Below are 23,889 nucleotides of genomic sequence, written 5' to 3'. Positions count from 1 at the left end.
CGGGGCGGAACCTTCCCGATCATGGCGGTCGCTGTCTCGGTGGCCTGCTTTGTAGTGGTTTCGCTTGCTGCCTGCTCCGAGGAAAGGCCCCCTGATCCGCGGCAAAGCACAAGCATGGCCGACGCCGCCGCGCAACCCGCGGATTACACTCCGGCTCTCGAAGCCGTGATATCGGCTGCTCCCCATACGACGTATGCCGAGATGATGAAACTGACCTGCGGAAAACTTCACGATCAGTTGGCCGCCATGACCGAATCGGGAGAACGTTACGCGGGAGGCGCGTATGCCGGGCAATACGGAAAGGTTCGTGTTACCGCCGTCGAGCAGGTGCGAGAATCTTCCGATAAACATGCCACGGCCGTCGTCACGATACGGGCAGAGCGGTCCGAAGACTCCCAAGAGCCTTTGACGAGAAAGGCGCGGGCGGAATTCGACACATCTGCCACGCCGTGGAAGATGTGCGACCTCGTGCCGGTCGGCTAGGAGCCGAAGCGGGCCAGGACCGAGGTTGCCTCCTGGGCGGCGGAACCTTCGGCGGCCAGGTGCGCCATCTCCGGGGCGATCTCGCGGCCGTGGTGGGCCATGGCCTGGGCGTAGAGGCGGCCGGCGCGGTAGGAGGAGCGGACCAGCGGGCCCGCCATCACACCGGCGAAACCGATCTCTTCGGCGACGCGGGAGTGCTCGACGAACTCCTCGGGCTTGACCCAGCGGTCCACCGGATGGTGCCGCGGCGAGGGGCGCAGGTACTGGGTGATGGTCAGGATGTCGCACCCGGCCTCGTGCAGGTCACGCATCGCCTGGGTGACTTCTTCGGGCGTCTCGCCCATGCCCAGGATCAGGTTGGACTTGGTCACCAGACCGGCCTCGCGGGCCGCGGTCAGCACCGCCAGCGAACGCTCGTAGCGGAACGCGGGGCGGATCCGCTTGAAGATGCGCGGCACGGTCTCCAGATTGTGCGCCAGCACCTCCGGGCGGGTGGCGAACACCTCGGCCAGCTGGTCGGGGTCGGCGTTGAAATCCGGAATCAACAGTTCCACACCGGTATTCGGGTTGAGCTGCTTGATCGCACGGACGGTCTCGGCGTACAGCCAGGCGCCGCCGTCGTCCAGATCGTCACGGGCGACACCGGTCACCGTCGAATACCGCAGGCCCATCGCCTGCACACTCTCGGCGACCCGGCGCGGCTCGTCACGGTCCAGTGCGGCGGGCTTACCGGTGTCGATCTGGCAGAAATCGCAACGCCGGGTGCACTGCTCGCCGCCGATCAGGAAGGTGGCCTCGCGGTCCTCCCAGCATTCGAAGATGTTCGGGCAGCCCGCCTCCTCGCAGACCGTGTGCAGCCCTTCGCGTTTCACCAGGCCCTTCAGCTCGGAGTATTCCGGGCCCATGGTGGCGCGGGTGCGGATCCACGCGGGTTTGCGCTCGATCGGCGTCTCCGCGTTGCGCGCCTCGATGCGAAGCAGCTTGCGGCCGTTGGCCAATGGCACACCCGGCGCGGGGGCCGGGATCGCGGCGGGCTCCGGGCCGGACGGGGTGGTGCCGGTCGGATCGGTCGATGTCGGGGTGTCGACGGAGGTCACTCGACCGATGCTACGCCCGCGCGATCACGCGCCCGGCGTGGCTCCGGCTGGTGTGACATGCGCAATATCGTGATCGGCCACCGGCAGTCGGCCGTCGAGGGCGCGCGTGATCGAATCGGCCACCGACGCAAGCACCTCGGCGACCGTGATGTGGGCTCCCAATTCGCGGCTGAGGGTCGTCACTCCGGCGTCGCGGATACCGCAGGGCACGATCACCTCGTAGGCGTCCAGGGACGAATCGCAGTTGAGCGAAACGCCGTGCAGGGCGACACCGCGTTCGACGCGCACGCCGATCGCGGCGACCTTGCGGGCGGGTTGCCAAGCGTTCGCCGGAACCCAGACGCCGGAGCGTCCGCGAATCCGGCCGCAGGCCAGTCCCAGGTCGGTGCACACCGCGATGAGCGCTTCCTCGAGGCGGCGCACGTAGTCGATGACGTCGACCGGTTCGGCCAGGCGCACGATCGGATAGCCGACCAGCTGGCCCGGCCCGTGCCAGGTGATCTTGCCGCCGCGGTCGGTGGGCAGCACCGGACTGCCGTCGGTGGGCATGTCCTGCGGTTCGGTGCGGCGGCCCGCGGTGTAGACCGGCGGATGTTCCAGGAGCAGCAGATGATCGCTGCCCCGGCCCGCGGCGCGTTCGGCCGCGATGCCGCGCTGCACGTCCCGGGCGCGGTCGTAGTCGACCACTCCCAGATAGTCGATCTCGATCGGCGAGTCGTCCATGCGGGCGGAATCGGTGCGTCGGCGAGCCGGTGGGATCACCGGAAGCGCGGAGGTCTCGGTCACGCCGTCGTCGAGCGGGTCCGGGATGTTCACATGCTCGCCCCGTAAGGCTGCGCTGGCGGGCTCGGTCATCGTGGGGACGTTACGCTATCGTGATCCGGCTCCGCGAGTTCCGCGGTACCCAATGTGAGCTGCATCAATGTCAGGTCCATCCATCCGCCGAATTTATGTCCTACTTCCGGTAGTACCCCTACCGTGCGGAATCCGAACTTCTCGTGCAGGGTGATCGAGGTCGTATTCGAGGATTCGATCGCGGCTATCACCGCGTGCACGGTCCCGGCGCGTTCGGCTCGTGCCAGCAGTTCGGTCAGCAGTGCGGTGGCGATGCCGCGGCGATGGAACCGGGCCGCCACGTACACCGAATTCTCCACGGTGAAGCGGTATCCCGATTTGGGACGCCATTGCCCGTAACTGGCGTATCCGGCCACCGCGCCGTCGATCTCGGCGACCAGCACGGGGAATCCGCCCGCCGTGCGCGCCCGCCACCAGGCCAGTCGCTCGGCCAGATCGACCGGCGCGGTGTCCCAGATCGCGGTCGTCTCCGCGATCGCGGTGTTGTGAATCGCCAGGATCGCCGGCAGATCCGTCTCCTGCGCGTCGCGGATCAGCGGCTCGGTCGGGCGGTTATCGGTCATCAGGTCACGGTAACCGGCGACAGGTCAGCGGCCGAGCGGTCGCGATTGTGATATTCGCCCGCCCCGGTTCGCCCGCGCGTGCGGCGATTCGGCGGCGTCAGCCGTCGAAGACGGAGGCCAGGGCCTGCCCGATGGTGTGATGCCGGAAGGGGTAGCCCGCTTCCTCGAGCACGGCGGGAATCGCCCTGGGGCCGTGCAGGATCGCCTCCTCGGCGAATTCGCCGATCAGCAGGCGCAACGCCACCGACGGCACCATCATCGGAGCGGGGCGGTGCAGGGCGCGAGCCAGGGCGCGGCTGAATTCGGCGTTGGTGACCGGTGCGGGTCCGGCCATGTTGACCGGGCCGCGCAACGTGTCGTTGGTGAGGGCGAAGGTAATCGCGCCGATCTCGTCGGCGAGCGAGATCCATGGCACGTACTGGCGGCCGTTGCCCAGGCGTCCGCCCAGACCGAGCAGATACAGCGGTTCGAGCAGTTTCAGCAGTCCGCCGTGCCGGGACAGCACGAGCGCGCTGCGGATGTGCACCACGCGCACGCCCGCGTCGTCGGCGGGTTTGGTCGCTGCCTCCCAATCGCGGCACAGCGTACCGAGGAAACCCGTTCCCGCGGGCGAGCTTTCGGTGACGACCCGGTCACCGGTCGCGCCGCCGTAGTAGTGCACCCCGCTGGCGTTGATCAGCAGCGGCACCCCGGCGGCGGCGACCGCGGTGGCCAGCACGTCGGTCGGAGTGATCCGGCTGTCCCGCAACTCCTGTTTGTAGCCGCCGTTCCAGCGTCTGCGGCCGACCCCGGCCCCGCACAGATTGATCGCCGCGTCCGAACCTCGCAGGGCGCGTTCGGGCACCTGAGCGCGAATCGGATCCCAGCTGAACTCGTCTCGCGCGGCGGCGGGGCGCCGCACCAGCCGGACCACTTCGTGCCCGTCCCGGCGCAGCGCCGCCACCAGTGCCGTTCCGATCGAACCGGACGAACCGGCGATCACGACCCTCATGCGGTGTTACCGAATTTCTGGTTACAGACCGAGATCCGCCTCGAATGCGGCCTCTTCCAGCCGATGCCGGATGGTGGTGAGGAAACGTCCGGCATCGGCGCCGTCGATGAGCCGGTGGTCGTAGGTCAGCGGCAGGTAGCACATCGAGCGGATACCGATGAACTCGTTGCCGTTGTCGGCGATCACGATGGGGCGCTTGACGATCGCGCCGGTGCCCAGCATCGCCGACTGCGGCGGGACCAGGATCGGGGTGTCGAACAACGCGCCCTGGCTGCCGATGTTGGTGATGGTGAAGGTGCCGCCGGCCAGCTCGTCCGGCTTCAGGCCGCCGGTGCGGGCGCGGTTGGCGATATCGGCGATCGCGCGGGCCAGGCCGGCCAGCGACAGGTCGCTGGCGTTGTGGATGACCGGGGACAGCAGACCCTGTTCGGTGTCCACCGCGATACCCAGGTGCACCGAGGAGTGGTAGGTGATCTCCTTGGTGTCCTCGTTGTAGGAGGCGTTGATGTTCGGGTGCACGCCCAGGGCCTCCACCGCCGCCTTCGCGAAGAACGGCAGGAAGGTCAGGTTCACACCCTCGCGATCAGCGAAGGCGGTCTTGGCCTTGGCCCGCAGTGCCGCGATCTTGGTGACGTCGGCCTCGTGGGTCTGGGTCAGCTGTGCGGTGGTCTGCAGCGATTCGCGCGTCTTGGTCGCGGTGATCTGCCGGATGCGGCTCGCCTTCTGGGTGGTGCCGCGCAGAGCCTGCAGCTGCGGGCGGACCCCGGCGGGCGCTGCCGGTGCGGCCGCCGCGGGTGCGGCGGCGGGCGCTGCCGGAGCGGCGGGCTCGGGCGCCTTGGTGGCCTCGGCGGCGGCGAGCACGTCCTGCTTGCGGATCCGTCCGCCGACGCCGGATCCCTTGACGGAAGCCAGGTCGACGTTGTTCTCCGCCGCGAGCTTGCGGACCAGCGGGGTCACGTAGGGCGCCTCGCCGTTGCCGGTCGAGGGGGCTGCGTGGGCCGGACCCGAAGACTGTGTGCGGGCGGGCGCGGGGGCCGGTGCCGGGGCGGCAGGTTGCGGGGCCGGTGCGGGCGCTGGTGGCTGGGGAGCCGGTGCCGGGGCCGGGGCCGGAGCTGTTGCGGCGGGTTGCGGGGCCGGAGCGGGAGTCGGGGCCGGTGCGGGTGCCGCGGCCGGGGCGCCGCTGCCGATCACGCCGAGCTGGCCGCCGACGGACACCACGTCGTCCTCGTTCGCGCTGATCTCCAGCAGGGTTCCCGCGACGGGCGAGGGGATCTCGGTGTCGACCTTGTCGGTGGACACCTCGAGCAGCGGTTCGTCGACCTCGACCGAATCGCCGACCTGCTTGAGCCAACGGGTGACGGTGCCTTCGGTGACGGACTCGCCCAATTCGGGCATCTTGACCGGGGTGCCGGACGCGGCGGCCGGGGCGGCGGCGGCCTGGGGAGCCGGTGCGGGGGCGGCGGGCTGCGGCGCGGGCGCGGCGGGCTGCGGGGCCGGAGCGGGTTCGCTCGGGGCGGGCGCGGGGGCCGGAGCCGCGGCGGGCGCCTCATCGGCCGCGCCGATCACGCCCAGCTCGCCGCCGACCTCGACGACGTCGTCCTCCTTGGCCACGATCTTGGTGAGCACACCGGCGGCGGGCGAGGGGATCTCGGTGTCGACCTTGTCGGTGGACACCTCGAGCAGGGGCTCGTCGACCTCGACCGTGTCTCCTTCCTGCTTCAGCCACCTGGTCACGGTTCCCTCGGTGACACTCTCACCAAGGGCCGGCATCTGGACGGAGAAGGCCATGTCCGTTGACTCCTATAACTGCTCGACGGGTCTACAACAGTTGTCTCTCGGCGGGCGCCCACCGCGGGTCGCGGCGGATGTCCGAGTCTATTCGGCAGGTGCGCCGGGCCCTCGGCGGTGATGGGAACTCCGCCTCCGCGCCCGGACCGCACGGGCCGCCGACCGCCACCGAACATTCTGTGTGGCACCGGAGATCCGTGTGGGGTTCTTGTTCCGACTGTCCATCCTTGCACTCGCCGTCGCGCCGTGTACCACAGGGCGGTCCGTGTCCGGTGGTTGCGCCATGGCACGCGGCACTTTCCGGCGCGTCGTCGCGACGGCTGGCACTATCGATGAATCGGGTCTGTACGAACCCGATATCTCGAACAGGAGGTCGGCGGGGGATGGGTTTGCTGGATCGTTTCCGCCAGTCGGTGGATCGCGTCCGGACATCGGGCGGCGGGGGAGCCGCGAGCGATGGCCGGTATCTGGACGAGTGGGTGCGTTCCCACGTCGGCGTCGAGGCGTACGTGGAGCCGAAGACCACGGTGACCGATGTCACCGTCGTGCTCGTGGCGCACGACGGTGAATGGACCCGCCGGACCGTGGGCGAGCGAGGCGCGCAGCGTCTGTCGGGTCGCCTCGGCATTCCGGTGTACGACGTGCGCCGGACGGGCTACCCCCAGCGCATGCGCGACTTCGACGCGCGCCGCCGCATCGAACGCAAGCGAGCTGTCGAGCGGGAACTGCGCGGCATCGAGGACTGACCCGCCGCGACCCGGCCGACTGGCCGGGGCAGCAGATCGCCCCCGCACGGGCGGCTCGCGACGCGGTGCCGCGCGCGAACCGTCCGTCATCGCGTTACTCCGCCGCGATATCGCCGAGGACGGCGATGAGCGTGCGGACCGGAACGCCCGTGCCGCCCTTGGGGATGTATCCGAAGGGCCCGCCGGTGTTGTAAGCGGGACCGGCGACGTCGAGGTGGGCCCACTGCACGCCCTCGGCGACGAACTCCTTCAAGTACAGCCCGGCCACCAGCATGCCGCCGAAGCGATGCGGGGAGACGTTGGCCAGATCGGCGATCTTGGAGTTGAGATCCGCGCGCAGTTCGGCGGGCAGCGGCATCGCCCAGCCGTTCTCGCCGGTCGCCTGCGACAGCTGCGCGACCCGGTCGCGGAACTCCTCGGTGCCCATGACGCCCGGGGTGCGGCTGCCCAGCGCGACGAGTTGCGCGCCCGTCAACGTGGCCACGTCGATCAGGTACTCGGGCTCGTCCTCGCAGGCCCGCACGATCGCGTCGGCGAGAATGAGCCGCCCCTCGGCGTCGGTGTTGATCACCTCGACCGTGGTGCCGCCGTACTGGGTGAGCACATCGCCGGGGCGCTGCGCCGTGGCCGAGGGCATGTTCTCCGCCATGGGGACCGTGGCCGTCACAGTGACGGGCAGCTCCAGCTTGGCGGCCGCGATCGTCGCCGCGATGACGGCCGCGGCGCCGCCCATGTCCGAGGTCATGTTCTCCATGTTGGCGGCGGGTTTGATGGAGATGCCGCCGGTGTCGAACGTGATGCCCTTGCCGACCAGTGCGATCTTCTTCGGACCGCCCGCGTGGGTGAGCCGGATCAGCCGCGGCGGGCGCGAGGAGCCCTGGCCGACGCCGATGATTCCGCCGTAACCCTGTGCGGCGAGGGCTTTTTCGTCGAGGATCTCGACCTGCAGACCGGCTTGCTCGGCGAAAGCCTTTGCGCGGTCGGCGAATTCGGCGGGATAGAGATGGCTGGGCGGGGTGTTCACGAAGTCGCGGGCGAGCGCGACCGCCTCGGCGACCTGGACCGCGTGCCGGACCGCCGCGGTGTCGGCGGGGTCGGATACCAGCAGATCGACCCGCGCGAGGGGCGCCTCCTCCGGCTTGGGTGCGGACTTCTCGGACCGGAACGCGGTGAAGGAGTACGCGCCGAGGAAGAATCCCTCGGCGGCAGGGCCTGGGCCGGGTAACGAGCGGGACAGGGTTGTCGCCGCCCGGCGCACGCCGGTCAGCGCGCGGGCCGCGACGCCCGCGGAACGACGCACCTGCTCGGCGTCGATGCCGTCCGGTGCGCCGAGGCCGACCGCGAGGACGCTCGTGACACCGGTCAAACCCGCCGGCGCGGGAATGCGGGTCACCTCCTCGGCCGATCCCTTCGCGCCGACCGCGCGCAGGCTCTCCAACACCGCGGCGAGCGCCTCGGATCCCACCGCGCGGATGACGACCTCGTCGTCGCTCTCGGCGAGGGCCGGACCGTCCTCGCCACCGATTACTCCGAGAACCAGCACATCGGTATCGGGACTGAGGGAATCGACCAGATCGACATCCGGTCCGAGCGAACGATCTGCAACAGCTGTCATGCGGAACAGGCTACTGGCCGCCGACGCCATGTCACGGCAGTGCGGCGCAGGCGCACCCGCTACGTGGATCCGCACCCGAAACAGGCGCGGCAAGGGGTGCGCATCGGGGGAAAGGGTGCGGCTGTTCGGCAGGCGCACACGAGGAGAGATTCGGCGGCTAGGGTTGGGCCGGTGAACGACGCGAACCTGCTGCGAGGGCCGATCCACGACGTACACGTCGAACTGGGGGCGACCTTCGCGCCCTTCGGCGGCTGGGAGATGCCGGTGTCCTACGCCGGCACGGTGGCCGAGCACACGGCGGTTCGCACCACCGTCGGTGTATTCGACGTGAGCCATCTCGGCAAGGCCACCGTGTCGGGGCCGGGTGCGGCGGAGTTCGTGAATTCGGCGCTGACCAACGATCTGCGGCGGATCCGGCCCGGCAAGGCGCAGTACACGCTGTGCTGTACGCCCGATGGCGGGGTGATCGATGATCTGATCGCCTATTACGTCGCCGAGGACGAGATCTTCCTCGTACCCAACGCGGCCAACACCGCCGCGGTGGTCGCCGCCCTGCGCGAGGCCGCGCCCGAGGGGGTCACCGTCACCGAGGAACATCGTGGCTATGCCGTATTCGCCGTTCAAGGACCCGAATCGGCGCGCGTTCTGACCGGGCTCGGCCTTCCGGCCGACATGGAGTACATGGCCTATGCCGACACCGAATGGGGCGGACGCCCGGTCCGGGTCTGCCGCACCGGCTACACCGGCGAGCACGGGTACGAGCTGCTGCCGCGCTGGGACGACGCCGAGATGCTGTTCCGCGAACTCGTGACGGGGGTGCGCGCTGCCGGCGGCGAGCCCGCGGGCCTGGGCGCCCGCGACACGTTGCGTACCGAGATGGGCTATCCCCTGCACGGACACGAACTGGCACTGGACATTTCGCCGGTGCAGGCGCGCGCCGGATGGGCCGTGGGCTGGAAGAAGCCGGAGTTCTGGGGCAAAGCCGCTCTGGAACAGGAGAAGTCGTCCGGGCCGCGGCGAATCCTGTTGGGACTCGAGGCGGTCGAGCGAGGCGTGCTGCGGCAGGGGCAGTCCGTGCTGCGCGGGGACGAGGTGATCGGCGAGACCACCTCCGGCACCTTCTCGCCCACCCTCAAGGTCGGCATCGCGCTGGCCCTGCTCGATACCGCGGCTGCCCCCGAGCCCGGCGACGAGGTCGAGGTCGACGTCCGCGGTCGGCGGCTGCGCGCCAAAGTCGTACGTCCGCCCTTCGTCACCGCGCATACCTCCTGATCAGAGTCATATCCGCGCCTCGCGGGCCCGGACGATCGGCTGGCTCGGGTCGCATCGCCTCGGACGGCTCGTTAGGCAGCGTGCCCAGCCGATGACATAACGGCGCGCACCGGATTGAGCACTGTGCACAGTCGCGGCGGGGGATGGCGTGCAAGATGCCGGACCGCGCGGAACAGGCTCGGCGCGGAGTTCTAGGATCGAGCCATGACCGCTGCCGCACAGTTCACCCGTATTCCGCATCCCGCGCCCACCTCAGCGCAGCGTCGGCAGGAAATCTTGGCGGCACCGGGATTCGGGCGCTACTTCACCGACCACATGGTTTCGATCGACTACGCCGACGGCCAGTGGACCGACGCGCGGGTCGAGCCGTATGCGCCGCTGTCGATGGACCCGGCGACGATGGTGTTCCACTACGGGCAGGCGATCTTCGAGGGGCTCAAGGCCTACCGGCAGAGCGACGGCAGCATCGCGACCTTCCGCATCGATGCGAATGCCGCACGCTTCCAACGCTCTTCGCGGCGCATGGCGATGGCCGAACTGCCCGAGGAGTTGTTCGTCGAATCGGTGCGGCAATTGCTGGAGGTCGATGCGGACTGGGTGCCCGCCGCCGGTGGCGAGGATTCGCTGTACCTGCGGCCGTTCCTGTTCGCGACCGAGTCGGGTCTGGGCGTCAAGCCGGCCGGGGCCTACAAATACCTGCTGCTGGGATCGCCCGCCGGTGCGTACTTCCCGCGTGGTCTCGAGCCGGTGCGGGTGTGGCTGTCCACCGACTACGTGCGCGCCGCTCCCGGCGGTACGGGCGAGGCGAAGGTGGCGGGTAACTACGCGGCCTCCCTGCTGGCGCAGAAACAGGCCAGTGAGCAGGGCTGTGACCAGGTGGTGTGGCTCGACGCATGCGATCACCGCTATGTCGAGGAGATGGGCACCAACAACCTGTTCTTCGTGTTCGGCTCGGGCTCGCAGGCGCGGCTGGTGACGCCGGAGCTGTCCGGTTCGCTGCTGCCGGGCATCACCCGCGACTCGCTGCTGACCCTGGCCGCGGACGCCGGATACGAGGTGGAACAGCGTCGGATCTCGGTCGAAGAATGGCGCAAGGGCGCCGAATCAGGCGAGATCACCGAGGTTTTCGGCTGTGGGACCGCGGCCGTGATCATCCCCGTCGCCTCCGTCCGATCGGACGACGGTGAGTTCACCATCGCCGATGGCAAGCCCGGTGAGGTAACCATGGCCCTGCGGGACACGCTCACCGGTATTCAGCGCGGCACCTTCGCCGATATCCACGGCTGGATGCGCGCGCTGGCCTGACCGGGGCGAAGGACCGGACTTCGTTCAGCCCGGCATCAACATCTGCCACTGCTCGAGGGTCTGCGGGCGCATGACGTAGTTCTTCTCGCGGACCTCCGACAGTGCCGCACTGGGTTCCTGGGAGTACCAGTGCCCGGGGTACACGACCGGATCGCCGGATAACTCCGCTAGATGACGTAGGCTGCGGAACATCGACTCCGAATCCCCACCCGGGAAGTCGGTGCGGCCGCAGCCCTCGACGAACAGTGTGTCGCCCGCGACGAGCCGGTCCTCGAACAGGAAGCACATGCTGCCAGGTGTGTGTCCGGGGGTGTGCAGCAGTTCGATGTCGAATCCGCCGACGCGGACCTTGTCACCGTGCTCGTGTCCGGTCAGCTCGCTGGGCGCGATCCCGGTGACATTGGCCACCCACGGCAGTTCCTGCCGATGCACGTGCACCGGGACCTGCGCCCGCTCCAGCAGTTCGCGCACCCCGCGCAGAGTGAAACCCATCATCGTGCCGCCCACGTGATCGGGGTGGTGATGAGTTGCCAGCACTCCCGTCAGTCGCAAGCCGTCGCCCTCGGCGATATCCACCAGATCGCCTGCCGCGTACGCGGGATCCACCACAACGCAGTCGCCGGTCTCACGATCGCCGATCAGATACGCGAAATTTCGCATCTGAGTGGCGATCGGATCGCCCACAGCCCAATCGCGTCCTGCGAGTAGCTGACGGAAGTACAAACGGTCGGATCCCATACGAACCACCCTATTGCCAGTCGGCGAACTCCACGCATCCGGCCGGGTTGTGAACGGTCACCGTGCTGTCGGTCCGTGGGCAGTGCAGCGCACACCGCGGGTGCGGTCCGCCGTGACGATGCCGCGGCAAAGCTCTCCGGGTTCGTGATTCAGCTTGCGGCGGAACGACTTCCGCTCGACGCTGGGATGCGGCTCAGTTCAGGATGGCGGCGATGTCGGTAGCGGCGTCGGCTCCGTAGGCCGCCCCGATCCGCTCGAGCGCACGGTCCCGATCGAGGGTCCACTCCTGGGTGCCGACGGTCTCCAGCACCAGCACGGCGATCAGCGACCCCAGCTGTGCGGAACGCTCCAGGCTCAGCCCGCCGGTGTGCCCGGTGAGGAATCCGGCCCGGAACGCGTCGCCGACGCCGGTCGGGTCGACCTTCGAAAGTTCCGGCACCACTTCGACATTCACCTCGACCCCGTCGGGATCGACGATCACCACGCCCTTCGCGCCGAGGGTGGTGACCCGGATGCCGACGCGACGGCCGATTTCCTCGGGGGACAGGCCCGTCTTCTGCAGCAGCAGGCCCCACTCGTACTCGTTGCTGAAAAGGTATGCGGCACCGTCGATCAGGTCCAGCGCCTGTTCGCCGTCGAGCCGGGCGAGTTGCTGGGAGGGATCCGCGGCGAAGGCGATGCCCAGCTCGCGGCACTGCCGGGTGTGGCGGACCATCGCGTCGGGATCGTTGGCGCCCACGAGTACCAGGTCCAGCGCGTGATCCTCGGCGAGGTCGGCGATCGAGATGTCGCGGGCCTCGCTCATCGCGCCCGGATAGAACGAGGCGATCTGAGCCATGGTCTCGTCGGTGGTGCAGACGAAGCGCGCGGTGTGTGCGGTCTGCGAGATGCGCACGCCCGAGCAGTCGACGCCGTTGCCCTCCAACCAGTCCCGGTATTCACCGAAGTCCGCGCCGACCGCGCCGACCAGCAGCGGATCGCGGCGCAGCAAGCCCATCGCGTAGGCGATGTTCCCGGCGACGCCGCCGCGGCGGATGACCAGATCGTCGACGAGGAAGCTCAGCGACACGTGCTGCAGCTGATCGGCCAGCAGCACGTCGGAGAACTTTCCCGGAAAACGCATCAGATGGTCTGTCGCGATGGATGCGGACACTGCGATGGTCACGAAAACCCGGTCCTTCACTGTCGAGGCGAGATCAGCCTTCACCGTACCGCGTGATCATCACGAGTGGGTAAGGGCGAACAGACATGACACTGGCGCGGAACCCGAACGAGTTCCGCGCCGAGGGACGGATATCAGTTGAAGCTGTCGCCGCAGGCGCAGGAACCCGTGGCGTTCGGGTTGTCGATGGTGAAACCCTGCTTCTCGATGGTGTCGACGAAGTCGATGGAGGCGCCCTCCACGTACGGGGCGCTCATGCGATCCACGGCCAGCTTCACGCCGCCGAATTCGACGACCAGGTCGCCGTCGAGCGCGCGATCGTCGAAGAAGAGCTGATAGCGCAGGCCCGCGCAGCCACCGGGCTGGACGGCGATACGCAGGGACAGATCGTCGCGGCCCTCCTGATCGAGCAGCGCCTTGGCCTTGGACGCGGCGGCATCGGTCAGTGTCACACCGTGAGTGGTGGTCTCGTTCTGCACAGTCATGAACTCTCCTAAGGACCTGTGTTCAACCCGTAACAGCGCACGGCTCGTAGTCGGTCAACGTCACCCCGTGGGCCTCTATTCCAATAGTGCCACTCCATCGCGGGCCGGGTCCGTGCGCACCCCGGAAACGCCGGGTTACCGGGGGTTGAACGGTGTGATATGAGTTATGCCACAACCAAGTGGGCGTACCGCATTTCCCGGGCGATGGTTCATCCAATAGCCTGGTCGGCGTGAAGTTCCTCCGCCGCGGCGATGCAGCCGGCAGTAACGACCTCGCCGAGGACGCCCCGGCCGCCGAGACCGGCGGCTCGAGCACGCCTGCCACGGTCACGGCGGGCAAGGGGCGGCCCACCCCGAAGCGGCGCGATGCCCAGGGGAAGCGCCGGGGCCCGGTCGCCCCCGCGCCGATGACCCAGAAGGAAGCCCGGGCCAGGCGCAAGGCCGCGCGGGGCACGAAGGCCGACCGCAAGGCCGCCGCTGCCGAGCGCCGTGCCGCGGCCGCCGACCGTCGCGCCCGTATGGCCGCCGGTGAGGACCAGTACCTGCCGCCGCGCGATCGCGGTCCGGTGCGCGCCTACGTGCGCGATCTGGTCGACGCTCGCCGCAATCTGGTGGGGCTGTTCATGCCGCTGGCGCTGCTGCTGATCGTGGCGATGTTCCTGAATCCGGCCGTGCAGATCTACGTGACGCTGGCCATGCTGGTGATGATGGTGTTCATGGCGGGTGAGGGTGTCGTTCTGGGCCGCATCATCAACCGCCGGGTGCGTGAGCGTTTCCCCGCCAGCACCAACTCCTCGATGCAGCTGGGCTGGTACGCCTTCGTGCGGGCTTCGCAGATCCGCCGGATGCGGATGCCCAAGCCGCGGGTCAATCCCGGCGACAGCGTCTGATCGGCTTCGAGCCGGTCCCGGGACCGGTCGAATCTGCTCGTTCGTGTCGCGACCGCGGTGGATCGCGCCGAACGGGCTCGAGTGTCGGCGCGCTCAGCCGTGTTCGCGCATACCGCCGGACGGGTCGAGCAGGATGCCGAAGCGGGCGGTGTCCTCGGGGCGGATTCCGGCGCGTCCGGGGGACTCCGGTGTGAAAGTGTAGAGCCTGCTGGTCAATTCGCCGACGATGGTCCAGGTTCGATGCAGTCGATCGCGAATGGTCATGGGGCATCTGACTTTCAGCGAGGTTCGCGGACGCCGAAGATGGCGCGCAGTTCGTGGTTGACCCGGTCCGCGTCCCGATCGACGACGTTCGATGATCCGGTGGGTCGCGCCCCGGCCCGGTAGTGCAAGTAGGCCGACAGCGCGGCGATGACCAGGAGTAACAGTGTCGGAATGAGCATGGCAGTAATTTTGCGCGCATTCACTTGCCGCCAACAGTGGCGGTAACGACATACTTCGACAATATCCGGCCACGTACACTGGACGGGTGCTCTCCAAGGTCGCCGTCGTGCTCAACGAACATCTGGCCATGTTCGAATTCGGGGTCGTCTGTGAGGTTTTCGGCCTGGACCGCCGCGACGACGGACTACCGCTGTTCGATTTCCGGGTGTGCGGTGCGCAGGCCGGACGGGCGCTGGCATCCAGCACGCCCGGGATCACCGTCACGCCGCAGTACGGCCTGGACGAATTGCGGGGCGCGGACCTGGTCGCGGTTCCGGCCTTCCCGTTCGTATCGCAGGGCTTCGATCCCCTTGTGGTGCAGGCGGTTCGCGATGCTGCCGCGGCTGGGGCGATCGTGCTCACGGTCTGTTCGGGCGCATTCCTGGCCGGGGCGGCCGGACTGCTGGACGGGCGCAAATGCACCACGCACTGGCGGTATGTCGATCAGCTGGCCGAGATGTACCCGGAGGCGACGGTCGATCCGGACGTGTTGTTCGTCGATGAGGGTTCGGTGATCACCAGTGCGGGCACCGCGGCGGGTATCGATGCCTGTCTGCATCTGGTTCGCCGGGAACTGGGCACCGCGGTGGCCAACAAGATCGCCCGCCGCATGGTGGTGCCGCCGCAGCGCGACGGCGGGCAGCGGCAGTTCATCGAGCGTGCCGTCCCGGACTGCGATTCGGACAGTCTCGGGGACACCATGCGCTGGATGCACGAACACCTCGAACTGCCGCACACCGTGGAGGATCTGGCCGCGCGATCGGCCATGTCGACCCGCACCTTCGCCCGCCGCTTCGCCGCGGAGGCCGGGACGACTCCGGTGAAATGGCTGACCTCGCAACGCATTCTGCTGGCCAAGCAGCTCTTGGAGGAGACCTCGCTGGATCTCGAGACCATCGCCGGGCGCTGCGGGTTCGGCTCAGGGGCGCTGCTGCGGCACCACTTCCAGCGTCAGGTCGGCATCGCGCCCACCGAATACCGTCGCCGCTTCGGATCCTGATTGGCGCCGGCGGTTCATTCCTCGCCGGAGAAACGCTCCCAGGCGGACTGCCGGGTGATGCTCAGCGCACCGCCGATCCGGGCCCAGGTGACCTTGCGGCGACGCAACTCCTGAATCCAGTCGCGCAAATTCCGCTCGACCTGCTCGGCCACCGCCGCCACGCGCGGAATGTGCTCGAGCATCTCGTCGTCCGACATCTTCTGCCAGATCCGCAGCGGGGCCGGCGCGTCGGACTTGCGGTGGTTCTCCGTGATCGTCGCGGCCAGGGCGATGCATTCGTCGCAGATGTATACGCCGGGACCGGCGACGAGGGTGTTCACCTCGGAGTGCGGCTTGCCGCAGAACGAGCAGCGGGGTGGGGCGGAGGTCGGTGCGGTCATCGTGCGCTCCTGGCGCTCGGTGCAGTTTGTCAGGGATTGCCTGACGCAAGTATGGGCATGTCAGGGCGAGCCTGACAAGTGGACTGCGGGCAGGGCCAGGTACCGATGCGCACATGTCGTGGTGAGGTGGCGATTGGTACCGTTCTGGCGTGTTGAACGATGCTTCGAGGCAGCGCCCGCTGCGGACGCTGGTGCTGGGTGGGACACGGTCCGGGAAATCGGCCTTCGCCGAGGAACTGGCCGGCCGGGACCGTCCGGTCCGGTACGTCGCGACCGCCGCGGTGGATCCCGCCGACGGTGATTTCGCGGCCCGGGTAGCGGCGCACCGGGAGCGCCGGCCTGCGGACTGGCGGGTCGTCGAGGGCGATCCGGTGCGGGCGCTGGCCGAGCCGGCGCCGATGACGCTGATCGATGATCTGGGCACCTGGCTGACCGGGCGGATCGATGCGCGGGCGGCCTGGGAGTCGCCCCGCGGCACAGTCGCGCCCGATGTCGAGGAGCTGGTCGCGGCCATCGCCGGATACGAACACCCGCTGGTGATCGTGAGCCCCGAGACCGGGCTGGGGGTGCTGCCGGGTACGCGGTCGGGGCGGCTGTTCGCCGATGAGATCGGGACGCTCAACCAGCGGGTGGCGGCGTTGTGCGATGAGGTCTATCTCCTCGTCGCGGGGGTGCCGGTGCGGGTTCGGGAATCCGGAAACGCCACTGCGGCAGGCGCTTCGGTCGCCGCCGCCGCGCGGCAGGACGTTGCCGCCGGGCGAGCGGGGGCCGCGGCGGGTGGTGCGGCTGCCCGGGGCGGCGAGAAATCCCGAGACGAGCGCACGGAAGGAGCGGGGACCGCCGAGGCCGCAGCGGCTGCCGCAGCGGCGGGTTCCGCTGCGCCCGTGCGGGATTCGGGGAACGGTTCGGCGGCGGCCGCGATTCCCGGTGCGGCCGACCCGATGTACGACTTGTCCGGCGAGGCGCCGGTTTTCGGGATCGTCGCACCGCCCGATGAACACGTCCGCATGCAGGCGCAGGAGCGGCAGTTGCAGCTCACCAAGCCCGCCGGTGCGCTGGGGCGGCTGGAGACGCTGGGCAACTGGGTTGCCGCATGTCAGGGCGTCTGCCCGCCGAAGCAGTTCGAGCGGGCCCGGGTCGTGGTGTTCGCGGGCGACCACGGCATTGCGCGACACGGGGTTTCGGCCTTTCCGAGCGAGGTCACCGTGCAGATGGTGGCCAATATCGTCGCGGGCGGCGCGGCGGTGAACGCCCTGGCACGGCTCGCGGACGCGAGCGTGCGCGTGGTGGATGTGGCGGTGGACGCCGATACCGATCCGGTCGTCTCGGCGTACAAGGTGCGCCGGGCGAGCGGGGCCATCGACCGCGAGGACGCGCTGACCCAGGCCGAGGTCGACGCCGCGCTCGCGGCTGGGCGCGCGATCGCCGACGAGGAGATCGATGGCGGGGCGGATCTGCTGATCGCCGGTGATATGGGTATCGGGAACACCACGCCCGCAACGGTTCTCATCGCCGCGATCACCGACACCGAACCGGTGCTGGCCATCGGGCGCGGCACCGGCGTCGACGATGCGGGCTGGATGCGCAAGGCGGCCGCGATCCGCGACGCCATGTGGCGGGCCCGTCCGCACGTGCATGATCCGGCTGCCCTGCTGCGCGTCGCGGGCGGTGCGGATCTCGCCGCCATGGCCGGCTATCTGGCACAGGCAGCGGTGCGCCGGACGCCGGTGATCCTGGACGGCGTGGTGGTCACGGCCGCGGCCCTGCTCGCCGACGCGCTGGCACCGGGTGCGTCGGCCTGGTGGGTCGCGGGCCATCGCTCGACCGAACCTGCGCATCGCGTCGCTCTCACCAAGCTCGGGCTGGAACCGCTGGTGGAAATGGAAATGCGCCTGGGCGAGGGTTCCGGCGCGGTGACCGCCCTGCCCGTCGTGCGCGCCGCAGTCGCCGCCCTCGCGGAAATGACCACCTTCGGCGAGGCCGGAGTGAGCACCGCCGACGACACCGCGCCCGCAGCGCCCTGATCCGTGACCAGCGTCGAGCCCGACCTCCTCGCGCCGACCCGCCGCAATCCTCGGCGGGGGTGTCCGAGCAGCGTGGTTCGGCAGCGGTCGGTGCTGTCGCCGTGGTTGCGTCCGGAGAACGACGTCCGGCCGGAATCGATTGCGGTGCAGGCGGTTCACGCGAATGTAGGCGGACCCCGACGGGGCTCGGTGGGACATGCTGTCGTGCGGGCGGGCCTGCCCGGTTCCTTCGGCGCGGAACATGCCGCGCGGGGCGGCGTTGTGGCGCGGGGCGAGAAGGTGTGCCGGTGAACGGGATTCGCCTGGCGTTCTCGTGGCTGACCGTGCTGCCGGTGTCCGGTCCGGACGAGGTGGATCGGCGGGTGGCGGCGCGGGCGATCGCGATGGCTCCATCAGTGGGGATCGTGCTGGGAGCCGGGGCGGCGGGGTTGATGTGGGTGTTGGGCGCCGCGGGAACGAGTTTCGCGGTGGCCGGGCTGATCGTGGCGGGGGCTCTCGCGTTGGCCACCCGGGGCATGCATCTGGACGGATTGGCCGACACCTTCGACGGGCTCGGCAGTTACGGGCCGCCCGAACGTGCGCGCGAGATCATGAAGAGCGGTGGGGCAGGGCCGTTCGGTGTCGCGGCGGTGCTGTTCGCCGTTGGTATCCAGGCGTTCTCGTACGCGTCGCTGGCCGGATCGCGGCGCTGGCCGGCCGTCGCGGTGGCGGTGGCGATCGGGCGGGTCGCGGTGGTGCTGGCCTGTCGTCGCGGCTACGAAGCCGCGCCCGGTTCGGGATTCGGGACGTTGGTCGCCGGGACGCAATCGCCGCGGGTCGCCGTCCCGTGGGTCGTGATCACCCTTGTCGCGGGGATTTTCGCCGTGCCGGGCCGGTGGTGGCTCGGCGTGACGGCCGCCGCGGTGGGGCTGATCGCCGCCGGAATCCTGGTGCGGCACTGCGTCGCCCGGTTCGGCGGTCTCAACGGCGACGTTCTCGGGGCGGCGTTGGAAGTGAGTACGACGCTGGCCCTGGCCGTCGCCACCTTCGGTGGTCGCTGAGGGCCACGGCCACCACCCCGCTTCGGTGCGGGCCACGTCCACGCAACGGTTCGACCGCGAGTCCCCGGCCCGCAGGCGTGCGCTGCGCCGACGATCGGCTGGGCCCGCGCCGACGTTCCGGCCCTGAATCTGTTTCGGCCAGATCGGGTTCAGCGGTCGGAGCGCGGGCGGGTGAGGGTGAAGTGGTCGACCGCCTGCAATGTGTTGGTGGGCCCGGTGAGCGCGTAGTAGGTGGCCTTGATGGTGGTGTTGCCGCCGGGTTTGCCCGGATCGACGTCGAAGGCGCAGAAACCGTAGGGGTGTTCGGCATCCTTGAAGGCCGACCAGGGCGCCTGCTCCTGGACGTAGACGGGCGTCTTCTTACCGGTGGCGGAATCCGTCGCGCCGACCGTGGTGAGAACGCGGCACTGCTCGCCGGGGAAGAACAGGGCGTTGGACGGCGCCGAGGTTCCGCCGCCGCCGATCACCAGATGCACTGTGCCCTTGCTGGTGTCGATGACATCGGCACGGGTGTCCACCGGTTTCGGGGTCAGGGTGTCGGTGCCCAGCACGCCGCGCACCGGATGGGAACGCTCGTAATGGTGTTCGTGTCCGGCCAGCACCAGATCGACCTGATAGCGGTCGAACAGCGGTAGCCATTCCTGCCGGATGCCCAGATCGGCTCCGTTGAACTTGTCGGCCGAGGAGATCGCGGTCTGGTGCATGAACACCACCACCCAATCGATCCCGCGATCCGCGCGTGCCTTCGCCAATTCGGCCTCGAGCCAACGCTTCTGGGCGCCGCCGGAGTAACCGCGCACATAGCTGTTACCCGCGTCCTGATAGCAGATGTCGTCGTTGGCCAGGGCGATGACGCGCACGCCACCGGCGGTGAACGAGTACCACAGCCCGCGGGTGAGTTCCTCGCTACCCGCGTCGGGCACGGTGAAATACGTCTGGAACGCCTGATATCCGATCGGCCCGTTGCCGAGTTCGTTCTCGTGATTGCCGGGTGCGGGCATCCACGGCCGGTAGCGGGCCGAGCGAGAGTTGTTGGCCCACCAGTCGTTCCAGGTGCGGACCCGATCGGTGGACAGATTGGCGTAGCACAGATCGCCGTTGACCAGATTGAACAGCGGTGCGACCCGCTCGATTCCGGCGGTCACGTCTCCGGCGAACGGTGAGCCGAGATTGTCGTTGACGTACGCGCCGTTCACGAGTTTGCCGAGCGTCGGCGTGCCTTGATCGCCGAAGCTGGTGAACCGGAACGCCGCCCGGCCGCTGGGCGCGGTACGCAGGGTGCCCAGCTCCGGCGGCGCACCGTCGTGGCCCGCGGCGTAGACATAGTCGGTATCGGGGGACAGGCCGGTCAGCCGCGCGTGATGAGCGGTGATCTCGACACCGGACTTCGCGTCCCGGTACGTGCGGGTCTGCGCGGGCACGGTAGTGCCGAAGCCGGCGCCGGCGGTGCCGTACCGCACCACCGGATTGCGTACCGAAGCCGTGGTGTGCCAGGAAATCACCGCTTCGTGCGCCGCATCGGCGCCGAACTGCAGGTGCAGCCCCGAGACGTGTGGCGCGGCGGTACCGTCGGCGCTCATGACCAGATCGGGTGTGCGCGGCCAGATCTCGGCGGCCCGAGTATCGCTGCCGCCGCGCAGCGCGGTGGCTCCGCCCGCCCCGACCGCCAGTCCGGCGACCGCGGCGCCGGCCGACGCGCCGAACAGCCATCGCCGGCTGATGCCCTGATTCGTGGCCTCCGGCGATGCGTCCGGTTCGGTGCCGTCACTGCTGGGGCCTGGGTTTTCCGCCATAAGTTCCAGCTAACTCCGGTTCGGTGCTGGTGAGGCTACGACCCGGCGAAAACCAGGTGAACCGGCGATGCGTTCGCGCGGGCGTAGCCGTCGATCGTGGCGGCGACGTTCCGGCGGCGTCGGAGACCCTCCCCGGCAGCGGGTGCGGCAGGAATTCGTCGGCGAAACCGTCCGCCCAATCAAGGGCCGCGACCTGGACCCGACCGGATGCGACGTATGGTCATGGCTTTGGTCCCGCTGGCCTGGAGGTTCAGCGGTCGGCTGCTTCGCTCAGGTTCTGTAGATGTCGCGGCGATGTCCTACATCGACGACGGTCACCACCATCCGCTTATCGTCGATCCGGTACAGGATCCGATAGGTGCCGCGCCTCGCCGAGAACCGGTCATCCAAAGGTGGCAGAAGCCGTTTGCCAACTCGATAAGGCTGGTCCAGTAGTGGTCCGGTCATGAACTCGAATGCCGCCGCAGCGACTGCTTCGGGCAGCCGCTCGGTCAGCATGCGCCGGACGGTCGGGGTGGTCTCCAGCGTGTAGTCGCTCACCGGGCCCGATTCGCCATCGCTTTGGCCAACTCATCGGCGGCGACTACCTCACCACGCGCCAATTCGGCGTCCGAGGTGACCATCCTGGCCACGGTCTCGGGGTCGGACAGAACCGCGATGGTCTCCTCGAGGGCTTCCAAATCCTCGACGGCGATCAGAACGGCTGCAGGTTCGCCGTGCACGGTGATCGTGACGCGCTCATGCTGGGTACGTACGCGGGACACTGTTTCGGACAGGGTTGCCTTGACCTCGGCCAGCTTCACGTTCATGGTCATAAGTATGACCAATCTATGTGTCGACTACAACCGCACCGGGTAGGTGGGCTGTTCGATGGCTGGTTTGATGCGGTCCTCGACGAAGATGCCGTGCCAGATCATGAAGATCAGTAGCGTCCACACGCGGCGGCTGTGGTCGACGCCGTCTGTGCGGTGCGCCTCCAGCATCGCCTTGATCGCCGCCTTGTCCAGCAGATGATCGGTCTGCGATTCGGCGATCTGCTGTGCGGCCCAGTCGTACAGCTCCGGACCGCGCAGCCAGTGCCGCAGCGGCACCGGGAAGCCCAGCTTCGGGCGGTGCAGCACATGCGGCGGCACGATCTCCTCGAGCGCCCGGCGCAGCGCGTACTTGGTGGTCTCGGAGGTGATCTTCTGCTCGTACGGCAGCTGTTCGGCGATCGCGAACACCTCGGGATCCAGGAACGGCACCCGCAGCTCGAGCGAGTTGGCCATGGTCATCTTGTCGGCCTTGACCAGGATGTCCCCGCGCAACCACGTGAACAGGTCCAGATGCTGCATGCGCGCCACCGGATCCCAGCCGCGCGAGCGGGCGTAGATCGGCGCGGTCACATCCTGATGGGTCCATTCGGGCCGGAAATCGCGCAGCACCGAACGCAACTGGGCATCGCTGAAACTGCGGGCGTTGCCGTAGTAGCGCTCCTCGAGGGTGAGCGACCCGCGGTGCAGCAGGCTCTTACCCCGGGTGCCCTCGGGAATCCGGTCGGACAGCTTGCCCAGCAGCCGCCGCGCACCACGCGGCAGATACTCGAAAGGCTTCAGCGACAACGGCTCTCGATAGATCGTGTAGCCGCCGAACAACTCGTCCGCACCCTCGCCGGAGAGCACCACCTTGACGTGCTTGCGGGCCTCCTTGGCCACGAAGTACAGCGGCACCAGGGCCGGATCCGCGACGGGATCGTCCAGGTACCAGACGATTTCGGGGATCGCCCCGGCGAAGTCCTCCGGGCTGACCACCCGGATGAAGTGCTTCGCGCCGATCGCATCCGCGGTCTCGGCGGCTACATCGGCCTCGGAGTAGCCCTCGCGTTCGAAGGCCGAGGTGAAGGTGAGCAGGTTCGGATTGTGCTGGATCGCCAGCGCCGCGGTGGCGGTGGAGTCGATACCGCCGGACAGGAACGCCCCGACCGTGACGTCCGCGCGCATATGTTTGGCCACCGAATCCCGCAGCACGTCGGCGATTTCGCGATAGCGGGTCTCGGCACCGCCCGGCGCGAACGGCCGCACCCGGAACTTCGGCTCGAAGTACCGGGTGACCTTCGGCGCCTCGCCCGGCGTCAGCGTCGCGTAGCAGCCGGATTCCAGACGGCGCACGTCGGCGTGCAGCGTCTCGGGTTCGGGCACGTACTGCAGGACGGTGTAGTGCTCGACCGCCCGCACATCGACCGACCGGGACAGGCCCAGCGGCTCGAGCAGCTCCAGCAGGCTCTTCTTCTCACTCGCGTAGGCGGTGCCGCCCGGACCGGTCGCGACGAACAGCGGTTTGATGCCGAACCGATCGCGCGCGATGACCAGCTGCCGGGTCTCGGTATCCCAGATCGCGAAGGCGAACATGCCGCGCAACCGGGAGAACGCCTCGGTGCCCCAATGGTGGTACGCCGCGACGATGGATTCACCGTCGCCCTCGGTGCGGAACCGCGCACCGTCTTCGGCGCTCAGCTGCTCGCGCAGTTCGAGGTAGTTGTAGATCTCCCCGTTGAACGCCAGCGCGTACCGCTCCGGATTCTCCGGCGGCCCCCAGCGCAGCGGCTGGTGCGAATGCTCGATATCGATGATCGACAGGCGGTTGAAGCCCAGGATGATGTGCTCGTCGTGCCAGGTGCCGCGCTCATCGGGCCCACGGTGACGTCCGCATTGCAGCGCCTCGTACACCTGGTGCACGACTTCGTCGGTCGCCACATCGGCGGTCAGAAATCCGAGCAGGCCACACACGGCGTCGGGAACCTCGTTTCCGGGATCGGGGTGGGGCGGGTAGGAGATCGAAGTCGGTCCCCGGGCATGACATACCGCAGTTTCCGTGTTCGATGCACCGTAGCCGTACGGTTCAGTGAATCGTAGTCCTACAGTTCGCCGAACCGCAGTTCTCCAGGTGCGCCGTACCGCGGCGCTGCGCTCGGAATCATGCCGACGTGGACCGGCATCTGCGAGTTGCAGTGGCGAGATCGCGCCGGACCGCTTCCATGGTGTGGTGAGCCGGCTCGATCTCCGGGGTGTCGAATCCGACCCGCGCACAACGCGGTAGCCGGTTTGGTCTACGCTGCGTAGTACTCGGGAACTCCCGAGGTGGAGCGTGCGTTTGCGCGCCTCTGCCGGTGAGTTCCTCGAACGTGCTGAAAATATGCCGTC

The 23,889-nt window shown here is 68.7% G+C and carries 24 protein-coding genes; 8 read left to right on the top strand and 16 right to left on the bottom strand.

What is annotated here, in order from left to right; genetic code table 11:
* Positions 1–21 precede the first annotated feature (21 nt).
* A complete protein-coding gene (locus tag AC5WS7_RS36055) occupies positions 22–483 on the top strand; it encodes a hypothetical protein (protein ID WP_495959117.1) in 462 nt (153 codons plus the stop codon).
* Here the strand turns inward: AC5WS7_RS36055 and lipA are convergent.
* From lipA to sucB, 5 genes are all read right to left on the bottom strand, one after another.
* Complete coding sequence (lipA, locus tag AC5WS7_RS36050) at positions 480–1,580, bottom strand: lipoyl synthase (protein ID WP_495959116.1); 1,101 nt, start codon at positions 1,578–1,580, stop codon at positions 480–482. The two genes, AC5WS7_RS36055 and lipA, sit on opposite strands and share 4 nt — an antisense overlap.
* A gap of 24 nt (positions 1,581–1,604) precedes the next feature.
* On the bottom strand, positions 1,605–2,435 hold the full coding sequence (gene lipB, locus AC5WS7_RS36045) for a lipoyl(octanoyl) transferase LipB (RefSeq protein WP_495959115.1): 831 nt from the start codon (positions 2,433–2,435) through the stop codon (positions 1,605–1,607).
* Entirely contained in the window at positions 2,432–2,998 is a 567-nt protein-coding gene (locus tag AC5WS7_RS36040) for a GNAT family N-acetyltransferase (protein WP_495959114.1), read from the bottom strand. The genes lipB and AC5WS7_RS36040 overlap by 4 nt, the downstream gene beginning before the upstream one ends.
* A gap of 97 nt (positions 2,999–3,095) precedes the next feature.
* Positions 3,096–3,989: a TIGR01777 family oxidoreductase gene (locus tag AC5WS7_RS36035; RefSeq protein ID WP_495959113.1), complete on the bottom strand. Its 894-nt coding sequence runs from the start codon at positions 3,987–3,989 to the stop codon at positions 3,096–3,098.
* Between the two features lie 21 nt (positions 3,990–4,010).
* Positions 4,011–5,777, bottom strand: a complete 1,767-nt coding sequence (sucB, locus tag AC5WS7_RS36030) for a 2-oxoglutarate dehydrogenase, E2 component, dihydrolipoamide succinyltransferase (protein WP_495959112.1) — start codon at positions 5,775–5,777, stop codon at positions 4,011–4,013.
* Between the two features lie 383 nt (positions 5,778–6,160).
* On the opposite strand from sucB, the gene AC5WS7_RS36025 reads away from it, so the two are divergent.
* Positions 6,161–6,523, top strand: a complete 363-nt coding sequence (locus AC5WS7_RS36025) for an oxidoreductase (RefSeq protein WP_495959111.1) — start codon at positions 6,161–6,163, stop codon at positions 6,521–6,523.
* 94 nt (positions 6,524–6,617) lie between these two features.
* Here the strand turns inward: AC5WS7_RS36025 and AC5WS7_RS36020 are convergent, their stop codons facing one another.
* Positions 6,618–8,138: a leucyl aminopeptidase gene (locus AC5WS7_RS36020; protein WP_495959110.1), complete on the bottom strand. Its 1,521-nt coding sequence runs from the start codon at positions 8,136–8,138 to the stop codon at positions 6,618–6,620.
* Between the two features lie 171 nt (positions 8,139–8,309).
* Between AC5WS7_RS36020 and gcvT the strand changes: the two genes are divergently transcribed.
* Both gcvT and AC5WS7_RS36010 read left to right on the top strand, forming a co-directional pair.
* Positions 8,310–9,410: a glycine cleavage system aminomethyltransferase GcvT gene (gcvT, locus tag AC5WS7_RS36015; protein ID WP_495959109.1), complete on the top strand. Its 1,101-nt coding sequence runs from the start codon at positions 8,310–8,312 to the stop codon at positions 9,408–9,410.
* Positions 9,411–9,614: 204 nt separating this feature from the next.
* On the top strand, positions 9,615–10,715 hold the full coding sequence (locus tag AC5WS7_RS36010) for a branched-chain amino acid aminotransferase (RefSeq protein WP_495959108.1): 1,101 nt from the start codon (positions 9,615–9,617) through the stop codon (positions 10,713–10,715).
* A 24-nt stretch (positions 10,716–10,739) separates the two neighbouring features.
* Here AC5WS7_RS36010 and AC5WS7_RS36005 read toward each other — a convergent pair whose 3' ends face one another.
* The 3 genes from AC5WS7_RS36005 to AC5WS7_RS35995 form a co-directional block, all read right to left on the bottom strand.
* Positions 10,740–11,453 (bottom strand): MBL fold metallo-hydrolase, encoded by a 714-nt coding sequence (locus AC5WS7_RS36005; protein ID WP_495959107.1) that lies wholly within the window; start codon positions 11,451–11,453, stop codon positions 10,740–10,742.
* A gap of 193 nt (positions 11,454–11,646) precedes the next feature.
* Positions 11,647–12,618, bottom strand: coding sequence for a carbohydrate kinase family protein (locus tag AC5WS7_RS36000; protein ID WP_495959106.1), 972 nt, complete (start codon positions 12,616–12,618; stop codon positions 11,647–11,649).
* A 131-nt stretch (positions 12,619–12,749) separates the two neighbouring features.
* A complete protein-coding gene (locus AC5WS7_RS35995; protein WP_040821053.1) occupies positions 12,750–13,100 on the bottom strand; it encodes a HesB/IscA family protein in 351 nt (116 codons plus the stop codon).
* A 230-nt stretch (positions 13,101–13,330) separates the two neighbouring features.
* Between AC5WS7_RS35995 and AC5WS7_RS35990 the strand changes: the two genes are divergently transcribed.
* On the top strand, positions 13,331–13,990 hold the full coding sequence (locus tag AC5WS7_RS35990) for a DUF3043 domain-containing protein (protein ID WP_495959105.1): 660 nt from the start codon (positions 13,331–13,333) through the stop codon (positions 13,988–13,990).
* Between the two features lie 93 nt (positions 13,991–14,083).
* On the opposite strand, the gene AC5WS7_RS35985 is transcribed toward AC5WS7_RS35990, so the two are convergent.
* Complete coding sequence (locus AC5WS7_RS35985) at positions 14,084–14,254, bottom strand: hypothetical protein (protein ID WP_495959104.1); 171 nt, start codon at positions 14,252–14,254, stop codon at positions 14,084–14,086.
* A 14-nt stretch (positions 14,255–14,268) separates the two neighbouring features.
* The gene (locus AC5WS7_RS35980; RefSeq protein ID WP_495959103.1) at positions 14,269–14,433 is read right to left on the bottom strand and encodes a hypothetical protein; all 165 of its coding nucleotides are present in this window, start codon (positions 14,431–14,433) and stop codon (positions 14,269–14,271) included.
* Between the two features lie 86 nt (positions 14,434–14,519).
* On the opposite strand from AC5WS7_RS35980, the gene AC5WS7_RS35975 reads away from it, so the two are divergent.
* The gene (locus AC5WS7_RS35975; protein WP_495959102.1) at positions 14,520–15,473 is read left to right on the top strand and encodes a helix-turn-helix domain-containing protein; all 954 of its coding nucleotides are present in this window, start codon (positions 14,520–14,522) and stop codon (positions 15,471–15,473) included.
* 14 nt (positions 15,474–15,487) lie between these two features.
* Here the strand turns inward: AC5WS7_RS35975 and AC5WS7_RS35970 are convergent, their stop codons facing one another.
* Complete coding sequence (locus AC5WS7_RS35970) at positions 15,488–15,853, bottom strand: ClpX C4-type zinc finger protein (protein ID WP_495959101.1); 366 nt, start codon at positions 15,851–15,853, stop codon at positions 15,488–15,490.
* Positions 15,854–16,002: 149 nt separating this feature from the next.
* Between AC5WS7_RS35970 and cobT the strand changes: the two genes are divergently transcribed.
* Both cobT and AC5WS7_RS35960 read left to right on the top strand, forming a co-directional pair.
* On the top strand, positions 16,003–17,877 hold the full coding sequence (cobT, locus tag AC5WS7_RS35965; protein WP_495959100.1) for a nicotinate-nucleotide--dimethylbenzimidazole phosphoribosyltransferase: 1,875 nt from the start codon (positions 16,003–16,005) through the stop codon (positions 17,875–17,877).
* Positions 17,878–18,164: 287 nt separating this feature from the next.
* Positions 18,165–18,917 carry an adenosylcobinamide-GDP ribazoletransferase gene (locus AC5WS7_RS35960; protein ID WP_495959099.1) on the top strand — a complete coding sequence of 251 codons (753 nt, stop codon included), beginning with the start codon at positions 18,165–18,167 and terminating at the stop codon, positions 18,915–18,917.
* Positions 18,918–19,066: 149 nt separating this feature from the next.
* Here the strand turns inward: AC5WS7_RS35960 and AC5WS7_RS35955 are convergent, their stop codons facing one another.
* From AC5WS7_RS35955 to asnB, 4 genes are all read right to left on the bottom strand, one after another.
* Positions 19,067–20,710, bottom strand: coding sequence for a purple acid phosphatase family protein (locus tag AC5WS7_RS35955; RefSeq protein WP_495959098.1), 1,644 nt, complete (start codon positions 20,708–20,710; stop codon positions 19,067–19,069).
* 270 nt (positions 20,711–20,980) lie between these two features.
* A complete protein-coding gene (locus AC5WS7_RS35950; protein ID WP_495959097.1) occupies positions 20,981–21,250 on the bottom strand; it encodes a type II toxin-antitoxin system RelE family toxin in 270 nt (89 codons plus the stop codon).
* The gene (locus AC5WS7_RS35945) at positions 21,247–21,519 is read right to left on the bottom strand and encodes a type II toxin-antitoxin system Phd/YefM family antitoxin (protein WP_495959096.1); all 273 of its coding nucleotides are present in this window, start codon (positions 21,517–21,519) and stop codon (positions 21,247–21,249) included. The genes AC5WS7_RS35950 and AC5WS7_RS35945 overlap by 4 nt, the downstream gene beginning before the upstream one ends.
* A 30-nt stretch (positions 21,520–21,549) precedes the next feature.
* Positions 21,550–23,475, bottom strand: coding sequence for an asparagine synthase (glutamine-hydrolyzing) (gene asnB, locus AC5WS7_RS35940; RefSeq protein WP_495959095.1), 1,926 nt, complete (start codon positions 23,473–23,475; stop codon positions 21,550–21,552).
* Between the last annotated feature and the right edge of the window lie 414 nt (positions 23,476–23,889).

Source organism: Nocardia sp. PLKS1-43, assembly GCF_059510335.1.
The sequence above is the reverse complement of the archived record's forward strand: the minus strand, read 5'-3'. Positions and strand labels throughout refer to the sequence as shown.

Excerpts from the sequence above, each read along its gene's own strand:
- AC5WS7_RS36005 (WP_495959107.1), bottom strand. The coding sequence starts at position 11,453 with ATGGGATCCGACCGTTTGTACTTCCGTCAGCTACTCGCAGGACGCGAT.
- lipB (WP_495959115.1), bottom strand. The coding sequence starts at position 2,435 with ATGACCGAGCCCGCCAGCGCAGCCTTACGGGGCGAGCATGTGAACATC.
- AC5WS7_RS35985 (WP_495959104.1), bottom strand. The coding sequence starts at position 14,254 with ATGACCATTCGCGATCGACTGCATCGAACCTGGACCATCGTCGGCGAA.
- AC5WS7_RS35955 (WP_495959098.1), bottom strand. The coding sequence starts at position 20,710 with ATGGCGGAAAACCCAGGCCCCAGCAGTGACGGCACCGAACCGGACGCA.
- AC5WS7_RS36025 (WP_495959111.1), top strand. The coding sequence starts at position 6,161 with ATGGGTTTGCTGGATCGTTTCCGCCAGTCGGTGGATCGCGTCCGGACA.
- AC5WS7_RS35980 (WP_495959103.1), bottom strand. The coding sequence starts at position 14,433 with ATGCTCATTCCGACACTGTTACTCCTGGTCATCGCCGCGCTGTCGGCC.
- AC5WS7_RS35945 (WP_495959096.1), bottom strand. The coding sequence starts at position 21,519 with ATGAACGTGAAGCTGGCCGAGGTCAAGGCAACCCTGTCCGAAACAGTG.
- AC5WS7_RS36020 (WP_495959110.1), bottom strand. The coding sequence starts at position 8,138 with ATGACAGCTGTTGCAGATCGTTCGCTCGGACCGGATGTCGATCTGGTC.
- AC5WS7_RS35995 (WP_040821053.1), bottom strand. The coding sequence starts at position 13,100 with ATGACTGTGCAGAACGAGACCACCACTCACGGTGTGACACTGACCGAT.
- AC5WS7_RS36040 (WP_495959114.1), bottom strand. The coding sequence starts at position 2,998 with ATGACCGATAACCGCCCGACCGAGCCGCTGATCCGCGACGCGCAGGAG.
- sucB (WP_495959112.1), bottom strand. The coding sequence starts at position 5,777 with ATGGCCTTCTCCGTCCAGATGCCGGCCCTTGGTGAGAGTGTCACCGAG.
- AC5WS7_RS36010 (WP_495959108.1), top strand. The coding sequence starts at position 9,615 with ATGACCGCTGCCGCACAGTTCACCCGTATTCCGCATCCCGCGCCCACC.
- AC5WS7_RS36035 (WP_495959113.1), bottom strand. The coding sequence starts at position 3,989 with ATGAGGGTCGTGATCGCCGGTTCGTCCGGTTCGATCGGAACGGCACTG.
- AC5WS7_RS36055 (WP_495959117.1), top strand. The coding sequence starts at position 22 with ATGGCGGTCGCTGTCTCGGTGGCCTGCTTTGTAGTGGTTTCGCTTGCT.
- AC5WS7_RS35970 (WP_495959101.1), bottom strand. The coding sequence starts at position 15,853 with ATGACCGCACCGACCTCCGCCCCACCCCGCTGCTCGTTCTGCGGCAAG.